The 14818-nt window shown below is 69.0% G+C and carries 17 protein-coding genes; 12 read left to right on the top strand and 5 right to left on the bottom strand.

The features are described from left to right. Window positions 1–14 precede the first annotated feature (14 nt). The 4 genes from AB0N78_RS09960 to AB0N78_RS09975 all read right to left on the bottom strand — a co-directional run bounded on the left by AB0N78_RS09960 (window position 15) and on the right by AB0N78_RS09975 (window position 3801). The gene (locus AB0N78_RS09960; RefSeq protein ID WP_363389196.1) at window positions 15–896 is read right to left on the bottom strand and encodes an NERD domain-containing protein; all 882 of its coding nucleotides are present in this window, start codon (window positions 894–896) and stop codon (window positions 15–17) included. A gap of 57 nt (window positions 897–953) precedes the next feature. Further along, window positions 954–1361, bottom strand: coding sequence for a peptide-methionine (R)-S-oxide reductase MsrB (msrB, locus tag AB0N78_RS09965; RefSeq protein WP_363389199.1), 408 nt, complete (start codon window positions 1359–1361; stop codon window positions 954–956). Window positions 1362–1544: 183 nt separating this feature from the next. Further along, window positions 1545–3092, bottom strand: coding sequence for a DEAD/DEAH box helicase (locus AB0N78_RS09970; protein ID WP_363389202.1), 1548 nt, complete (start codon window positions 3090–3092; stop codon window positions 1545–1547). Between the two features lie 58 nt (window positions 3093–3150). After that, entirely contained in the window at window positions 3151–3801 is a 651-nt protein-coding gene (locus AB0N78_RS09975) for a PilZ domain-containing protein (protein WP_363389204.1), read from the bottom strand. Window positions 3802–4093: 292 nt separating this feature from the next. Here AB0N78_RS09975 and AB0N78_RS09980 point away from each other — a divergent pair, with 292 nt between their 5' ends. Genes AB0N78_RS09980 through AB0N78_RS09995 form a run of 4 tightly spaced genes read left to right on the top strand, consistent with a single transcriptional unit; the run spans window position 4094 to window position 7587 of the window. Next, window positions 4094–6013: an EAL domain-containing protein gene (locus AB0N78_RS09980; protein WP_363389207.1), complete on the top strand. Its 1920-nt coding sequence runs from the start codon at window positions 4094–4096 to the stop codon at window positions 6011–6013. 41 nt (window positions 6014–6054) lie between these two features. Continuing rightward, entirely contained in the window at window positions 6055–6681 is a 627-nt protein-coding gene (locus AB0N78_RS09985) for a TasA family protein (RefSeq protein ID WP_363389210.1), read from the top strand. After that, window positions 6681–7412, top strand: a complete 732-nt coding sequence (locus tag AB0N78_RS09990; RefSeq protein WP_363389213.1) for a signal peptidase I — start codon at window positions 6681–6683, stop codon at window positions 7410–7412. The genes AB0N78_RS09985 and AB0N78_RS09990 overlap by 1 nt, the downstream gene beginning before the upstream one ends. Window positions 7413–7428: 16 nt before the next feature. Continuing rightward, window positions 7429–7587 carry a hypothetical protein gene (locus AB0N78_RS09995; RefSeq protein WP_363389216.1) on the top strand — a complete coding sequence of 53 codons (159 nt, stop codon included), beginning with the start codon at window positions 7429–7431 and terminating at the stop codon, window positions 7585–7587. Window positions 7588–8545: 958 nt separating this feature from the next. Here the strand turns inward: AB0N78_RS09995 and AB0N78_RS10000 are convergent. Continuing rightward, window positions 8546–8833 carry a hypothetical protein gene (locus AB0N78_RS10000; RefSeq protein ID WP_363389219.1) on the bottom strand — a complete coding sequence of 96 codons (288 nt, stop codon included), beginning with the start codon at window positions 8831–8833 and terminating at the stop codon, window positions 8546–8548. Window positions 8834–8940: 107 nt separating this feature from the next. Between AB0N78_RS10000 and AB0N78_RS10005 the strand changes: the two genes are divergently transcribed. The 8 genes from AB0N78_RS10005 (at window position 8941) to AB0N78_RS10040 (ending at window position 14817) form a co-directional block, all read left to right on the top strand. Further along, the gene (locus AB0N78_RS10005; protein WP_363389221.1) at window positions 8941–9249 is read left to right on the top strand and encodes a type VII secretion target; all 309 of its coding nucleotides are present in this window, start codon (window positions 8941–8943) and stop codon (window positions 9247–9249) included. Window positions 9250–9252: 3 nt separating this feature from the next. Continuing rightward, window positions 9253–9978, top strand: a complete 726-nt coding sequence (locus AB0N78_RS10010; protein ID WP_363389224.1) for a hypothetical protein — start codon at window positions 9253–9255, stop codon at window positions 9976–9978. 1 nt (window position 9979) lies between these two features. Continuing rightward, window positions 9980–10297, top strand: a complete 318-nt coding sequence (locus AB0N78_RS10015; RefSeq protein ID WP_363389227.1) for a hypothetical protein — start codon at window positions 9980–9982, stop codon at window positions 10295–10297. A 115-nt stretch (window positions 10298–10412) separates the two neighbouring features. Next, window positions 10413–11396 carry an ABC transporter substrate-binding protein gene (locus tag AB0N78_RS10020; RefSeq protein WP_363389230.1) on the top strand — a complete coding sequence of 328 codons (984 nt, stop codon included), beginning with the start codon at window positions 10413–10415 and terminating at the stop codon, window positions 11394–11396. Between the two features lie 53 nt (window positions 11397–11449). Further along, window positions 11450–12388: an iron chelate uptake ABC transporter family permease subunit gene (locus AB0N78_RS10025; protein ID WP_363389887.1), complete on the top strand. Its 939-nt coding sequence runs from the start codon at window positions 11450–11452 to the stop codon at window positions 12386–12388. Beyond that, window positions 12381–13349 carry an iron chelate uptake ABC transporter family permease subunit gene (locus tag AB0N78_RS10030; protein ID WP_363389233.1) on the top strand — a complete coding sequence of 323 codons (969 nt, stop codon included), beginning with the start codon at window positions 12381–12383 and terminating at the stop codon, window positions 13347–13349. Before AB0N78_RS10025 ends, AB0N78_RS10030 begins: the two co-directional genes overlap by 8 nt. Then, window positions 13346–14107: an ATP-binding cassette domain-containing protein gene (locus AB0N78_RS10035; RefSeq protein WP_363389236.1), complete on the top strand. Its 762-nt coding sequence runs from the start codon at window positions 13346–13348 to the stop codon at window positions 14105–14107. Before AB0N78_RS10030 ends, AB0N78_RS10035 begins: the two co-directional genes overlap by 4 nt. Window positions 14108–14313: 206 nt before the next feature. Next, window positions 14314–14817 (top strand): FBP domain-containing protein, encoded by a 504-nt coding sequence (locus AB0N78_RS10040; protein WP_363389239.1) that lies wholly within the window; start codon window positions 14314–14316, stop codon window positions 14815–14817. Window position 14818 lies beyond the last annotated feature (1 nt).

Here is a 14818-nt window from a genome sequence, read left to right on the forward strand (position 1 = left end):
ACAGCGCAGGACGTTCAGGAGCGCGCCCAGGTCGATGACCAGGTGGTGGCCCGCTGCGCCACCTGGGTCAGCGCCGCCACCCGACCGTCATCCCATCGGCGCGGCATCCGGGCGAAGAACTCCGGCACCGCGTCCAGTGGCACGGCGAGGGCGTCCGCGGTCGACACCTCCCGCACCGGAGCGCCGACCACCAGCACCCCACGCACCCCGACCGGAGCGCCCACCGCCGAACGCAGCAACGCACTAACCCGCGCCGCCGCCAACCGGACCTCGCGCAGCTCGGCGACCGCCGCACCGTCCGCGGACAGTCGTCGACCGTCCAGCACGAATCCCCGGGCGAGAATGCGGGTCGCATCGGACACTGCGAATACGCCGCCTGGCCCGATCAGCAGGTCGTCCAGCACCGTGCCTTGGCGGCCCACCGGCACATCGTGCAGCAGCGACCAGCCAGAAAGCACCAGGCGCTCAAGCCGGTCGCGCAACCCGTCCGGTGCGGGGTCGGCGTCCGCTCGGTGCCGACCACGCGGCGCGGGCAGCAGCGGCGGCCTCCCGGTGGCGAATCCTGGCAACGGCGTCGGGTCGATGGACCGGCCACGTGACGGGCTCAGGTCTCCGGACGGATGATCGGGCGGTCCCGCGGCGGCGCGACGGCCCGGGGCTCGGTTGCCGCCACCCAGCACCGCCGACAGCGGCAGCACCAGCTCCGGCAGATCCCGTCGGAGGAAGGCCTGGGCGGCCGCCCGCACCGCCTCGTCGGCCCACCGCGCACCTGGTGCCAGATCCACCGCCCCGGACACCAGATCGACACTGCCCAGAGGCGCGCCCGTCCCGGCCCGGACGTACAGCCGGTCCGCGCCGTAGCGGCACCACCGATGCACGATCAGGGACGGTTCCATGTCAGGGGTATCGGCAGCCGACGACCGGAGCTGAACCGCCCCGGCCCTCGACCTCGGTCAGCCCTCGGCGGGCTCGAAGGTCATGCTCACCGAGTTCATGCAGTAGCGGTCGCCGGTCGGGGTCTGCGGAGCATCGTCAAAGACGTGACCCAGGTGCGAGCCGCACTTGGCGCAGCGCACCTCGGTCCGGACCATGCCCAGGCTGCGGTCCTCGATCAGCTCGACCTTGTCCCCGGCCAGCGGGGAGTAGAAGCTGGGCCATCCGCAGTGCGAATCGAACTTGGTCTCCGAGCGGAACAGCTCGTTTCCACAGGCCCGACAGCGGTAGACGCCCTCGCGCTTCTCGTCCAGCAGCTCACCGGTCCACGGCCGCTCGGTGCCCGCCAAGCGCAGCACCTGAAACTCGGCCGGGTCGAGCACGGCACGCCACTCGGACTCGTCCTTGGTGACCTCGTAGGTCGACATCGTGTTCCTCCCTCATCCGCCCCGTCGTCAGGGCGCAGCTGTGGAACCCCGGACGACGCCCGGGTGTTCCGATGCTGCTGCCGATCCCGGGTCAACGCACGGCGAGCCGGTGGGGGGAGCTCCGCTGATCCGCGAACGGGCGCTCGGGCACCAGCGTCGCCGAGCGCCCGTTCGGTCGAGGGATCAGCGCCCGGACTGCGCCGGACCGGCGGGACGACCCGCGCGACGGTTGCGGTTGCGGCGCGGCTGACCCGACGGTGCGGCAGCGGCCTGGCGAGCGCCGCCCTGGGTCGAACGCGGAGCGCTCTGAGCCGGACGCGCGGTGCCCTGAGCCGAGCGCGCGCCCCCCTGAGCCGGACGCGCCGTTCCCTGGGCCGGACGGCCCTGGGCACCGGAGTTCGACGACGCGGCACCGCCAGAGGCGCCCGAGCGGCCGCGACCCCGACGACGACGTCCACCGCCGCCGGCGCTCGGTGCGGACTCGCCGTTGCGCGCCGCGCGCTTGGCGGTGGCATTCCGACCGGTCGACTTACCCTGGACCGGCGCAGCGACCGGCTTCGGCTCCACCCGGGCTGCGACCTCACCGACCAGCGCGGCGACAGCCGGCGATCCAGGGCTGACCCGCTCCGGGGTGACCTGGATCTTCGCCTTACGGGTCAAATCGCGCACATCACCGGCCTGCTCGGGCAGCTGGAGGGTGACCACCACACCGCCGGACCCGGCGCGGGCGGTGCGGCCGGAACGGTGCAGGTAGGCCTTGTGCTCGGCGGGCGGGTCGACGTGCACCACCAGCTCGACGTCGTCGACGTGGATGCCGCGGGCGGCGATGTCAGTGGCGCACAGCACCTTGACCTCACCGGAGGTGAACGCGGCGAGGTTCCGCTCCCGGGCGCCCTGGCCGAGGTTGCCCTGAAGGTCGACAGCGGGGATGCCGTCGGCGGTCAGCTGCTTGGCGAGCTTCTTGGCCTGGTGCTTGGTGCGGGTGAACAGCACCCGCCGACCGGTGCCCGAGGCCAGCTCGCGCAGCACGGCCTTCTTGGCGTCGGCGTCGGCCAGCGCGAAGACGTGGTGGGTCATGGTCGACACCGGGGCCACCGCCGGGTCCACCGAGTGGGTGACCGGCTGGTGCAGGTAGCGCTTGACCAGCGTGTCGACCCCGTTGTCCAGGGTGGCGGAGAACAGCAGCCGCTGGCCGCTGGCGGGCGTGCGGTCCAGCAGTCGACGGACCACCGGCAGGAATCCGAGGTCGGCCATGTGGTCGGCCTCGTCCAGCACGGTGATCTCGATCGCGTCCAGGTTGCACAGGCCTTGCTGGATCAGGTCCTCCAGTCGGCCCGGGCAGGCGACCAGTACGTCGATGCCCTTCTTCAGGGCGTTGACCTGCGGGCCCTGGCCGACCCCACCGAAGACGGTGGTGCTGGTCAAACCGAGGGCGTCGGCCAGCGGGGCGACGGTGGCATGGATCTGGGTGGCCAGCTCGCGGGTGGGTGCCAGGATCAGCGAGCGGGGACGTCCGGCGGTGCGCGGCTTGCCGGAGGCGGCCAGTCGGGTCACCACGGGCAGGCTGAACGCCAAGGTCTTGCCTGAGCCGGTGCGGCCACGGCCGAGCACATCAGTGCCGGACAGCGTGTCCGGCAGGGTGGCGGTCTGGATGGGGAACGGCTCCGTGATGCCACGCTCCGCGAGGGAGTCGGTGAGCACAGCGGGAACGCCGAGGTCTGTGAAGGTCATGTCGCCTTTCCGGCGGTTGGGTCCGCACCCGCGGCGCTCGGCTGCGCGCTGCAGAAGGTCACTCTCGGCTGAGCATCTGCTGGCGGCGCAGGGCGCCCTGCGTGCGCAGGACATAGCTGAACAGGTCGTCGAGCTCCCGTGGGCTGGCATCCCGGAACTGGCAGCCGTAGTGGGTGCCGCTGCGGGATGGTTGGGCACGCACAACCTCTGCGTGCAGCCAGAACGCCTCTGAGAGCTCAGGGAAGACGAACCGGACCAGGCTCCCGATCGGGAGTGCGGTCATCGCCATCATACGCATCCCGTGCGCGGAGACATCGAGGACGGTGAATCTGCGTCGACGTTCCCCGGTCTCGGGGTCGATGTCGGCGGCCTCGTCGTCAGGAACGTCAGCCCCGTCGGGGAACCGGACCCAGCCCTCACACTCGACATGCACCTGGACCCGGGCCACCGCGCGCTTCTGCAGGGTGGACAGCAACTCGACCTGCGCGCAGCCCAGCAGATCGGCGGACATCCGACCCACCACACCGCCGTAGACGCACTCCCCGCGCTGGTCGTCGAGGACCCGCAGCACCACGCGCTCACCCTCGGTGAAGCCCCGCACCAGGTTCTGCGACCCGATCCACATCACCCCGTCGGCGAACTCCCGGACGTAGCCATCCAGTCGGACCGCACCCTCGACCTCGACGGTGCAGACGGCGAGCTCGTGCATCGGGGTCCTTCCGGCGGAGTGGGCGGCGCGCGGTCACGCTACTGGGGGCCTCGGACGCGGGCGCGCTGTGTCGAGGGGGTAACGCCCTGGAGGCCGGGTGAAACGGTCTGACGCCGCCGAAACGCCGAATCCCGGCATCTCGCTTATGACAGGACATACCCCCTAGTCTCGCCCCGAGTCGCTCGCAGCCGCGGTCGACCTGCCCGCTCCCCCTCCCGCGAGGTTCCCCCTGACCGCCGCCCGACGCCGCTGGTCCCCGACCCGGTACTTCGCCGTGGTCAGCGTGGTCGCCATGCTCGCGCTCGGCGTCGCGCTGGTCTGGGTGACCGACACCGTGATGAGCGACCAGGCCCGACGCGACGGCATCGCGATGGCACAGAGCATCGAGTCCTACGCCACCTCCGAGGTCACCGACGACGCCTACACCGTCGGAGTACTGGACGCCGCCACGTCAGCCCGGGTCACCGAGCAGATCACCCGATTCGAGAACCTCACCCGGCTGCGCCTGTGGACGGTGGACGGCGTGCTGCTCTTCGACTCGCTGCACGACTCCACCGGCTTCCCGGACGGTGACCGACTCGACGCCGCCACCCGGCAACGCGAACCCGACGCCCAGGTCGTCACCGAGGTGCTCGGACAGCAGTTCGGCGGGACCCAGTCGACTCAGCTCGACGTCTACGTGCCCATCGAGCACGGCAGCACCGTGGTCGGTGCCGCGGAGGTGATGCTCGACTACGCCGAGACCCAATCCGCGCTCAGCCGGGCCATCCGCATCGTGACGGCGGTCGTCGCCGGCGGACTCGTCCTGCTCTGGCTGCTGCTGTTCCGGACCGTGCGCAACGCCTCCCTGCGATTGCAGTCCTCCGCGCTGGAGAACGCCCGCCTCGCGCTGATCGACTCGCTGACCGGCCTGCCCAACCGACGCATGCTCGGCGACCGGCTGGAGAAGGCCATCGCCGAACATACCGCCCAGGGCACCACCGTCGGCCTGGCCCTGCTCGACGTCGACCGGTTCAAGGACATCAACGACTCCCTGGGGCACGACCGCGGGGACGAGTTGCTGCAACAGGTCGCCACCCGGCTCCGGGACGCGATGCGCGAGGACGACGTGGTGGCCCGGCTCGGCGGCGACGAGTTCGCCATCCTGCTGCCCGACATCCGCTCCGTGGCCGATGCCGAGGCGGCCGCCCGCCGAGTCCGGCATCTGTTCGCACCCCCGTTCCCGCTCGGCGACCTCGCCCTGCACGTCGACACCTCCATCGGTGTGGCCTGCCTGCCCGACCATGCCGACGACGCCTCCTCGCTGATGCGGATGGCCGACGTGGCGATGTACACCGCCAAGACCCACCGACTCGGCGTCTCGGTGTACTCCCCGGAGGAGGACGACTCCTCCCCCGCCCGCCTGGTCCTGCTCGGCGATCTGCACCGTGCGCTCGGCGTCGAGAACGAGCTGGAGATGCACTACCAACCCAAGATCGACCTGCACACCGGCCAGGTGATCGGGTTGGAGGCGCTGATGCGCTGGCGGCACCCCACCCGCGGGATGCTGCCGCCCGACCTGTTCATCCCGCTGGCCGAACAGTCCGGCCTGATCCATGACCTCACCCGCTATGCCCTGCGCTCCTGCGTGGCCCAGATCGCCGCCTGGTCGACGGACCGCGCCACCGTGCCGGTCGCCGTGAACCTCTCCGCCCACGACGTGGCCGCCCAGGACGTGGTCGAGGTGATCGAAGACCTGCTCACCCTGCACGGCGTGCCCGCCGATCTGCTCGAGGTCGAGATCACCGAGACCGCACTGGTCTCCGACCCCTCCCGCGTCGTCCCCGTGCTGCACCACCTCGGCGAGGTCGGGGTTCGGGTCTCCATCGACGACTTCGGCATCGGCAACACCTCCATCTCCCTGCTGCGCGACCTGCCGGTGCACGGCTTGAAGATCGACCGGCTGTTCGTCGCGGATCTGGCCACCAGCGGCAAACGCGGCTCGGAGGTCGTCGTCAAGGCAATGGTCGACCTGGCGCACTCCTTCGGGCTGGATGTGGTCGCCGAGGGCGTCGAGGACGAGGACACCGCCGAGGCGCTGCGCCGGCTCACCGTCGACCAGGCGCAGGGCTACCTCTACTCCCCCGCGGTTCCGGCCGAACAGATCCTCCCCCGACTGGGTGACAAAAAATCCGACACATCGCCTCAAGTCGCCCGCGAGCAGCGCCGATAACCACCCGAACAGCCCTCATCCCGCTCACCCGTGAGGACCCGATGGACGACCTGCTCCGCGAGATGATCACCCCGCCGGCACCGCGTCGTGACCCCGCGAGACGCCGCCGAGTGATCGGCACCGCGGCCATCCTCGGCATGGCGGGCCTCGGGCTGACCACCCTGGTCACCTCCGCGGTCTTCACCGACAACGACGACACCGGACGCAGCGGCATCGTCACCGGCACCGTCGACATCGAGGCCGGTGAGGACGTCGCCTTCACCCTGCCGCCCGGCAACCTCGCCCCCGGCGACTCGATCCACTCCCCGGTCACCGTGAACAACGCCGGATCACTCGCCCTCACCTACGGCGTGCAGTACTCCGCCACCAGCCCGGACGGCAAAGACCTGGCCGGGGTCCTCGCCATGGACCTGTTCGCCGTCGCCGACGCCGCCGCCTGCTCCGAGGCCGGGCTCACCGGCGCCACCCCGATCGGCACCGCCGGGCCGGGACTGGCCACCAGCACCACCCCGCTGACCACCACCGACCGCGGCCTGATCGCCAACGCCTCCGAGCTGCTCTGCGTCCGCGTCACCGTGCCCGACATCGGCAACGAGTATCAGGACTCCCGCGCCGACCTCACCCTCACCTTCGCCGCACAGCAGGACCCGGTCGACCCGCACCGCTGATGTCGACCCTCGCCACCACCGGACACGCGCCCGGCCCTTCGGCCGACCGTCGCGCGCCCGCGCCACCACGGCACCGCACCCCGCCACCACCGCCCGTCCGTCGGATTGTCAGCGCCGCCCTGTGGACCGTCGTCATCCTCTTCGGCCTGGCCTACGCCACCTCCGTCGCCGTCCCGCTCTGGTTCACCCTCAACGACCAGCGCCTGATGATCGTCACCTCCGGGTCGATGTCCGGCTCCGCCGAGGGCGCCTTCGACGCGGGGGACGCCGTGGTCCTCAAGCAGATCAGCGACCCCTCCGAACTCCGCGTCGGCCAAGTCGCCTCGTTCTGGCCCGTCGGCTCCGACCAACTCGTCACCCACCGGATCGTCGCCCTGCGCTCATTGCCCGTCATGCAGCAAGACACCGACACCGGCCGCATGGTCCCCACCCTCGACCCGGCCACCGGCGAGCCGATCACCCGCCCGTACATCTTCACCAAGGGCGACGCCAACGCCAGCCCCGACCCGGATGCCACCCCGCTGTCCCAGGTGCGCGGCATCGTCCTGGACGTCCACCCCCGGTGGGGTTGGGTCCTCGACTGGGCCGGATCACCCCGGGGCAGACTCATCCTGCTCGGGCCACCACTGCTCGCCCTCGCCACGTTGGAAGGCCTCGCATTGCTCCGCGAACGCCGCACCCGCCCCACCAACCGGCGGGAGGTGGCCGAGGATGCGCTCCTGCTCGGATGACAGCGACGCTCCGGCAATGCGGCGATGGGAACGGCTGGCGCTGGGGACGGTGCTGGTCGCGCTGGCTTTGGGGCTGCCCGCCGCGGGGCTGGCGCAGGCGCACTTCGGGAGCACGGCGCAGGTGACGATCACGATCTCGGTGGGGCCTAGTGCGGGGGCGACGCAGGGGCCGTGACTCCCTCCGGCCCTGACCAGGGCAGGCAGCACCGGAGACCGCGGAATACCACGGCGCTGCTGCCGGCATCCACTTCTCCGCGGCACCGGTGGTCAGGGCGCTCCGCGGCTCGTGAACCGCGCTACTCCCACGTGGTGTTGGCCAGGGGGAATCCGAGCATGAGGACGACGAATCCTGCCATCGCATGACCGAGCAACCGTAGTCCGACACCAGCCGCCGGCGTCTGGTCTTCTCGCGAAAGAGCTTTCAGGGCAGGCAGGCACATCCAGGCGACACCACAAGCGCCGCCACGACGCCACCTTCCTCGTCCAGGTGCCGCCCGCAGCTAGCGAGGGGCGCAGTGCCCTCCGCCGCGGGTCACATCGACCAAGACCGCTTGTCACCCGGCTCCGTTGGCCACTGTGAATCCCAGCATGATCACGAGGAACGCCCCTGCGATGTGGAGCAGCAGACGACCACCCACCCCGGGACGAGGGACCCCATCCTGCGGGACGGACAACGCACGCAGCCCTGCCCAACACAACCAGGCAACACCCGCACTCGGGAGCAACAAGGCGACCGCTTCGCGAGGGCGTCCATTGGCCACCGCTGAGATCATCATGAGCAGTAACACCAGGCCCAATGCGCCGGATGCGAGCCGAATCCGTAGTCGACGGAACCGTTGACGGTTCATTTTCATCTTTCTCTCGTTCAACTCCCGGAAAAACAATATCTTCAATCCAAGGGCACATGGAGGTCGCGAGATGCGGGTCAATGGCCATTCTGCTAATCCGGCCTCGAATCGCGATAAAGGCACCTCATAGCGCGGTCGAAGTACGATGAGAGCGTCCCAGGGCGCGCCAACGACGGAACCAAGGTCGCTCTCACGTCCAGACGAACAGTCACACCATCGGGCACTTCGATATGCGGAGCATGCATCGCATCGCACACCGGGGCGAGCCTTACCAATGAAGGTGGATCAGAGCGGGCCGAAAAGTGGGATCAGGAAGACGCTCAACAAGACGGCGAGAAGCACGAAGAACCCCAGAGCCATCTGCTTCATCGACTTCCGCTCATGCATGGCCTCGGGTATCCATCCCGAGAGCCACCATAGCGTTGCAGCCTGGAGGGAAAAGATTACTGCACACCCGAAGGAGGCCCAGCTCTGATTTCCGATCGCCGACACCAGAAACCCAACGGCAAAGATCGCGGCGGTAGCTGATAACAAGCGGTAGCTCAGTCGCCCCAGGGCTGCGCGGTTCCACATGTCCGCAGATCATGCCATAGCGCAAAACGCTCGACTCGCCGATCATGCACGATTCGCCGTCCTCTCGAGGACGGTGCCTGCGCTACAGTCAGCTCCGAGGAGGTTTGATGACTGGGTTCTATGTCGATCCGGCCGCAATTCAACGATTTGCGGCACGAATCGAGACACACGGAGCAGGCGCCCGAACAGCGCGGGATTACGCGGATGACTACCTCCGCCTGCAAGAGGGGGTCAGCACGGGAGCCCTGTACCAGAACATCCGCGGAACAACCCGAGAGACCCACGACGCGGTGATCGACGCGCTGAATCGGCTCAAGAACCTCCTGGATGAATGCCGGGACGAGCTGAATCGCACAGCAACTATGTACGCCGCTACTGACACCGACACCGCGACCACTTTGGACAGCACGTACTGAGGGATGATGACGACATACACACCCACCGAGGCGCTGGCACCACCTGTCGCGGACATGCCTATCCCTCAGATCGTCGACAACATCGCCGGATTTGGGCAGTACATAAGCTTTGGGCATTGGGTCGTTTGCGCGATCGACGCCGTATTCGATGTCAACCCATTCCAGCAGGTTGCCGAGTGGATGGGCGGAGATTGGAGCAACGTCATGCTCGTTTCCGATGCCCTCGACAAACTTGCCGAATACGCCGACCGGCTGGGTGGTGAGCTGACCTTGAACACAAAATCAGCTCGCGCCGACTGGGACGGAAACGCCGCCAATGCCATGGAGGACTATTTTACCGGCCTGAGTGATGCGATCAATTCGCTACGCCACTCACTCACCGACTGCGCAAACCAGTTCCGCGCAGTGGCCGCCGGAATGCAGGAGTCTGTCAATGCGATCGTGGGGTACTTTGAGTCCCTGATCGATGCGCTCATAGCCTTCGGGCTGTCGCTCGCTGCGACCGCGCTGACGTCGTGGACCGGCGTGGGTGCCGTCGCCGGCACGGTGGCAACCGGAGCCGCCGCGGCGAGCGCGCTTGCCGTCTTCGCCGACATCGTGAGCGTCTGGAACGCGTCGGTAGCCCTGACACAGGGGGCTGTCGGGGTGATCGCCGGATGCCTCGGAGCAGTCCGGGGATTCGAGTCGGTCTCCTTCCCCGCCGCCTACAGCCACCCGGGAGTTGCCTGAGATGGATCGACAGAACGAGGACGAGCCCGCGCTCCTGCAGAGCATCCCGCGCGAGTCCCCCTTACATGCGACGGTCAAGAGCGCCCTCCAAGCGCTGCGCGACGAGGCCCCCGACCCTGCCCTGCGCGCGCTCTGCGGCGACATTCTCAGCGGTCAGCGCAACGCGCGCGAGCTTCTCTCGTCCTCAATGCTCGACGCGGCTGTCACCCTCGGAGCCGAGCAGTACCAGGAACACCTGCGCACGATGGACCCGGAAGAGCGCGCCGCGTTCGACCGAGCCACCCAGAGCTATCTGGGCGAGGCTGGCGAACGCTCGTAGCCCGGCCCAGGTCACGATCCGGTCAACTTAGCCAACCCTAACTAAGGATGCGCTAAGTTCGTCCCGACCGACCGGCAAGACCCCAGCCGGCAACCGCAACCACGGAGAGTTCCACGTGACCGTCCTGCGCCGCCCGACCCTGATCGCCGCGACCCTGGCCGCGGGGCTGATCGCCCTCACCGGGTGCTCCTCGAGCACCGAGGCGAGTTCTGACAGCTCCACCAGCGCCGCCGCCACCCCGGAGACCGTGACCATCACGGACAACCACGGTGAGGTGGAGGTCCCCTATCAGCCAGAGCGGGTGGTGGCACTGGACAACCACGTGCTGCAGACGCTGAGCGACTGGGACGTCGAGCTGGTGGCTGCGGCCAAGGGCCTGATGGGCACCGGGATCTGGCCGGAGTACCAGGACGATGAGGCGATCCTGGATGTCGGCACCCACCGCGAGCCGGATCTGGAGCAGGTCATCGCCGCGGAGCCCGATCTGATCATCGGTGGCAGCCGGTTCGGTGACTATTACGACCAGCTGTCGGAGATCGCCACCACTATCGAGACCGAGCCGCAGGACGACGAGCTGATCACCGACGGTCTGATCCGCCAGGTGACCACGCTGGGCGAGATCTTCGGCAAGCAGGATGAGGCGCAGGAGCTGACCGAGGCGCTGGAGACCGCCACCGCCGAGGCCAAGGACGCGTACGACGGGAGCAGCACCGCGCTGGGGCTGATCACCTCGGGCGGGGAGATCTCCTACGCGGCACCCGGCTCCGGTCGGTCGGTCGGACCGGTGTTCACCGCGCTAGATCTGGTCCCGGCGATCGAGACCGAGGCGGAGGACGCCACCCACGGCGACGACATCTCGTTGGAGGCCATCGCTCAGGCCAACCCGGACTGGCTGATCGTGCTGGACCGTGACGGGGCGCTGGACACCGAGGGCTATGTCGCCGCGCAGGAGCTGATCGAGGGCTCCGAGCTGTTGGCGAACGTCACGGCGGTGCAGGAGGGCCAGGTCATCTACCTGGACCCGAACTTCTACCTGACCGAGGACATCCAGGCGTACACCGCCCTGTTCGAGCAGATCCGGGACGCCTTCTCCGCGTGACCTCTGCTCCGCCCTCCGGAGCCGCAGCGACCGTCGTCAACCCGCGATGGTCGCTGCGGCGCTTCGCGCTGCCCACCGCCGTGATCGTGGTCCTCGCACTGGTGGTGCTCTCGCTGTTCATCGGGATGTACGACCTGTCCGCTGAGGGTGGCTGGCGGATGTTCTGGGCTTCCCGGGTGCCGCGGACGCTGGCGCTGGTGTTGGCCGGGATCGCGATGAGCACCTCCGGCCTGGTGATGCAGCTGCTCACCCAGAACAAGTTCGTCGAGCCCACCACCACCGGCACCACCGAGTGGGCCGCGCTCGGGTTGTTGATCACGACACTGGTCGCACCGCGCGCCGGGCTGACCGTGCAGATGCTGGCCGCGAGCGCCGCCGCCCTGGTTGGCACGCTGGTGTTCATGTCCGTGCTGCGCCGGATCGCGTTCCGGTCGTCGCTGGTCGTGCCCCTGGTCGGGATCATGCTGGGCGCGGTGGTGTCGTCCTTCACCACGTACCTCGCGGTGTCCACGGACCGGTTGCAGATGCTCGGGACCTGGTTCATGGGCTCCTTCACCCAGGTGGTGCGCGGCCGGTATGAGGTGTTGTGGGTGGTCGCCCTCGTCGCGGTGGCGGTGTGGCTGCTTGCCGACCGGTTGACCGTCGCCGGGTTGGGCAAGGACGTGGCGACCGGGCTCGGGCTGCACTACGACCGGCTGGTGCTGCTCGGCACCGTACTGGTCGCGGTGTCGACCGGGGTGACCACTGTCGTCGTCGGGTTCCTGCCGTTCCTCGGTCTGGTGGTGCCGAATATCGTGTCGTTGATCCGCGGTGACGATCTGCGTTCCTCGATCCCCTGGGTGTGTCTGGGCGGGGTCGCGCTGATCACGGTGTGCGACATCATCGGCCGGGTCGTACGGATGCCCTTCGAGGTGCCGGTGTCGATGGTGCTGGGCATCGTCGGCGCGGCCGTGTTCCTGGCCCTGATCACCCGGCAGTGGCGTCGTGGCTGAGCGGATCTGGCCCCGGTACGCCGCGCTCGGTCTGCTGACCGTGCTCGCCGCCGCGGTGGTGCTCGGCTACGGGATCAGCAGCGAGCCGGGCACCCGGGCGTTCGACCTGGTGTTGCGGATGCGGATCACCAGCCTGGGCACGGTGCTGGTGGTGGCGTTCTGTCAGGCGGTGGGGACGGTGCTGTTCCACACCGTCACCGGCAACCGCATCCTGACCCCGTCGATCATGGGGTTCGACGCGTTGTACACCGTGATGCAGACCGCGCTGGTGTTCCTGTTCGGTGCCGCCTCGCTCACCGCCACCGACGGCCTGCCCAAGGTGATCATCCAGAGCGCGTTGATGGTCGGCTTCGCCACGGTGTTGTACGGCTGGCTGTTCTCCGGCAAGCGGTCCAACCTGCATCTGATGCTGCTGGTCGGCGTCGTTCTCGGGCTGGGCTTCGGTTCGCTGTCGACTTTCATGCAACGGCTGCTCACCCCGAGCGAGTTCGACATCCTCTCCGCCCGGCTGTTCGGGAACCTGTCCAACTCCAACCCGGAGTACCTGCCGTGGGCCGCGCTGATCTGCGTGCTGGTCGGGGTGTGGGTGTGGCGGCGTCGGCACCGGCTCGATGTGCTGGCGCTGGGCCGTGACACCGCCACCGGGCTCGGCCTGCACTACCGGCGTGAAGTCACCGCCGTCCTGATCGTGGTCGCGCTGCTGGTGTCGATCTCCACCACGCTGGTCGGGCCGATGACCTTCCTCGGGTTCCTGGTGGCGACACTGGCCTACGCCCTCACCCCCGGCCCGCAGCATGCCCGGGTGCTGCCGATGGCGGTGCTGCTCGGCACCGCCACCCTGCTCACCGGCTACGCCGTGCTCAAGCACGTGTTCTACGCCGCCGGGATGCTCTCGGTGATCATCGAGTTCGCCGGTGGCCTGACCTTCTTGATCCTCCTGCTGCGCAAGGGACTGCGATGATCCGCCTGACCGACGTCTCCAAGAGCTACCACGGCACCCGCGTGCTCGGTCCGGTGGACCTGGAGATCCCCGCCGGGGGCATCACCGCGCTGGTCGGCGCGAACGGGGCGGGCAAGTCCACGATGCTCACCATCATCGGTCGGCTGCTGGACGCCTCCGGCGGGCACACCACCGTCGACGGCAAGGACGTGGCGAGCACTCCGACCCGCGACCTGGCCACCGTGCTGTCGGTCCTCCGGCAGGAGAACCACTTCGTCACCCGACTGACCGTGCGGCAGCTGGTCGAGTACGGTCGGTTCCCGCACTCGCAGGGCCGCCTGACCGCCGCCGACCGCGAGCGCGTCGACACCGCCTTGGAGCTGCTCGACCTGGTCGACCTGGCCGGTCGCTACCTGGACGAGCTCTCCGGTGGCCAGCGGCAGCGGGCCTATGTCGCGATGGTCCTCGCCCAGGACACCCGCTACGTGCTGCTCGACGAGCCGCTGAACAACCTGGACATGCGCCATGCCGTCGACATGATGCGCCAACTGCGGCACGCCTGCGACGTGCTCGGGTCGACCATCGTCATGGTGCTGCACGACATCAACTTCGCCTCCGCCTACGCCGATCACATCGTCGCGCTGCGGGACGGGCAGGTGGTGCACACCGGCACCCCCACCGAGGTGATGCGCCCCGACGTGCTGGAGGACGTGTTCGGCACCCCGGTCCAGGTGGTCGAGGGCTCCGCACCGTACCCGCTGGCGGTCTACTACCGCTGAAACGGCTCGACGCGTCGGCGTGCGGGGCGTACCGTCATCCGCGGTCCGGAATCGAATCGAGGAGTGCTGATGCGGGGCATCACGGGATGCGGGGTGGCCGACATGGCCTGCTTCGCGCGCACCCGCCCCGGCGTCGCCTGACCTCAGGTACTGGCGACGCGGGACTTCGTTGACCCCGCACACCCCTCGTCACCCAAGGACCCACCATGCACGCGCTCACCGAGCAGCAGATCCGTTCCGCCTTCGTCAACGCCTCCCGTCGCGAAGCAGCGCAGGCGACCCTTCCCGACCTCGACTCCCTGAACTGGGATCGCCTCGACTACCTGGGCTGGCGCGACCGCAAAGCGCCGCTGTCCTCCTATGTCGTCGCCGAGGTCGACGGCGAACCGGTCGCCGTCCTGCTGCGCGCCGCCGAGCGCACCGGCAAGCGGCGCAAGGCCGTGTGCGCCTGGTGCGAGGACGTGGTCAACACCGACGACGTAGCGCTCTACGTCGCGCGCCGCGGCGGAGCGGCCGGACGCAAGGGCGACACCATCGGCACGCTGATCTGCGGCGAGTTCCAGTGCTCGCAGAACGTCCGGCGCAAGCCCACCCGCGCGGAGGCCGGCGACGCCACCGAGGAGGAGCGCGAGCTCATTGTGCAGCTGCGGATCGAAGGGCTGCGGGAGCGGGCGGGGCGGTTCGTGCGGGAGGTGGCGCGGACGCGGTGAG

Source organism: Cellulomonas sp. NPDC089187, from assembly GCF_040685135.1.
In the GTDB taxonomy this organism is placed as follows: Bacteria; Actinomycetota; Actinomycetes; order Actinomycetales; family Cellulomonadaceae; genus Cellulomonas.

What these genes read in the sequence shown, in the direction of transcription:
- AB0N78_RS09995 (WP_363389216.1), top strand. Translation starts at nt 7,429, where the DNA reads ATGCGGCGATGGGAACGGCTGGCGCTGGGGACGGTGCTGGTCGCGCTG.
- AB0N78_RS10040 (WP_363389239.1), top strand. Translation starts at nt 14,314, where the DNA reads ATGCACGCGCTCACCGAGCAGCAGATCCGTTCCGCCTTCGTCAACGCC.
- AB0N78_RS10015 (WP_363389227.1), top strand. Translation starts at nt 9,980, where the DNA reads ATGGATCGACAGAACGAGGACGAGCCCGCGCTCCTGCAGAGCATCCCG.
- AB0N78_RS09990 (WP_363389213.1), top strand. Translation starts at nt 6,681, where the DNA reads ATGTCGACCCTCGCCACCACCGGACACGCGCCCGGCCCTTCGGCCGAC.
- msrB (WP_363389199.1), bottom strand. Translation starts at nt 1,361, where the DNA reads ATGTCGACCTACGAGGTCACCAAGGACGAGTCCGAGTGGCGTGCCGTG.
- AB0N78_RS10035 (WP_363389236.1), top strand. Translation starts at nt 13,346, where the DNA reads ATGATCCGCCTGACCGACGTCTCCAAGAGCTACCACGGCACCCGCGTG.
- AB0N78_RS10005 (WP_363389221.1), top strand. Translation starts at nt 8,941, where the DNA reads ATGACTGGGTTCTATGTCGATCCGGCCGCAATTCAACGATTTGCGGCA.
- AB0N78_RS10010 (WP_363389224.1), top strand. Translation starts at nt 9,253, where the DNA reads ATGATGACGACATACACACCCACCGAGGCGCTGGCACCACCTGTCGCG.
- AB0N78_RS09975 (WP_363389204.1), bottom strand. Translation starts at nt 3,801, where the DNA reads ATGCACGAGCTCGCCGTCTGCACCGTCGAGGTCGAGGGTGCGGTCCGA.
- AB0N78_RS09970 (WP_363389202.1), bottom strand. Translation starts at nt 3,092, where the DNA reads ATGACCTTCACAGACCTCGGCGTTCCCGCTGTGCTCACCGACTCCCTC.
- AB0N78_RS09980 (WP_363389207.1), top strand. Translation starts at nt 4,094, where the DNA reads ATGCTCGCGCTCGGCGTCGCGCTGGTCTGGGTGACCGACACCGTGATG.
- AB0N78_RS09960 (WP_363389196.1), bottom strand. Translation starts at nt 896, where the DNA reads ATGGAACCGTCCCTGATCGTGCATCGGTGGTGCCGCTACGGCGCGGAC.
- AB0N78_RS10000 (WP_363389219.1), bottom strand. Translation starts at nt 8,833, where the DNA reads ATGTGGAACCGCGCAGCCCTGGGGCGACTGAGCTACCGCTTGTTATCA.
- AB0N78_RS09985 (WP_363389210.1), top strand. Translation starts at nt 6,055, where the DNA reads ATGGACGACCTGCTCCGCGAGATGATCACCCCGCCGGCACCGCGTCGT.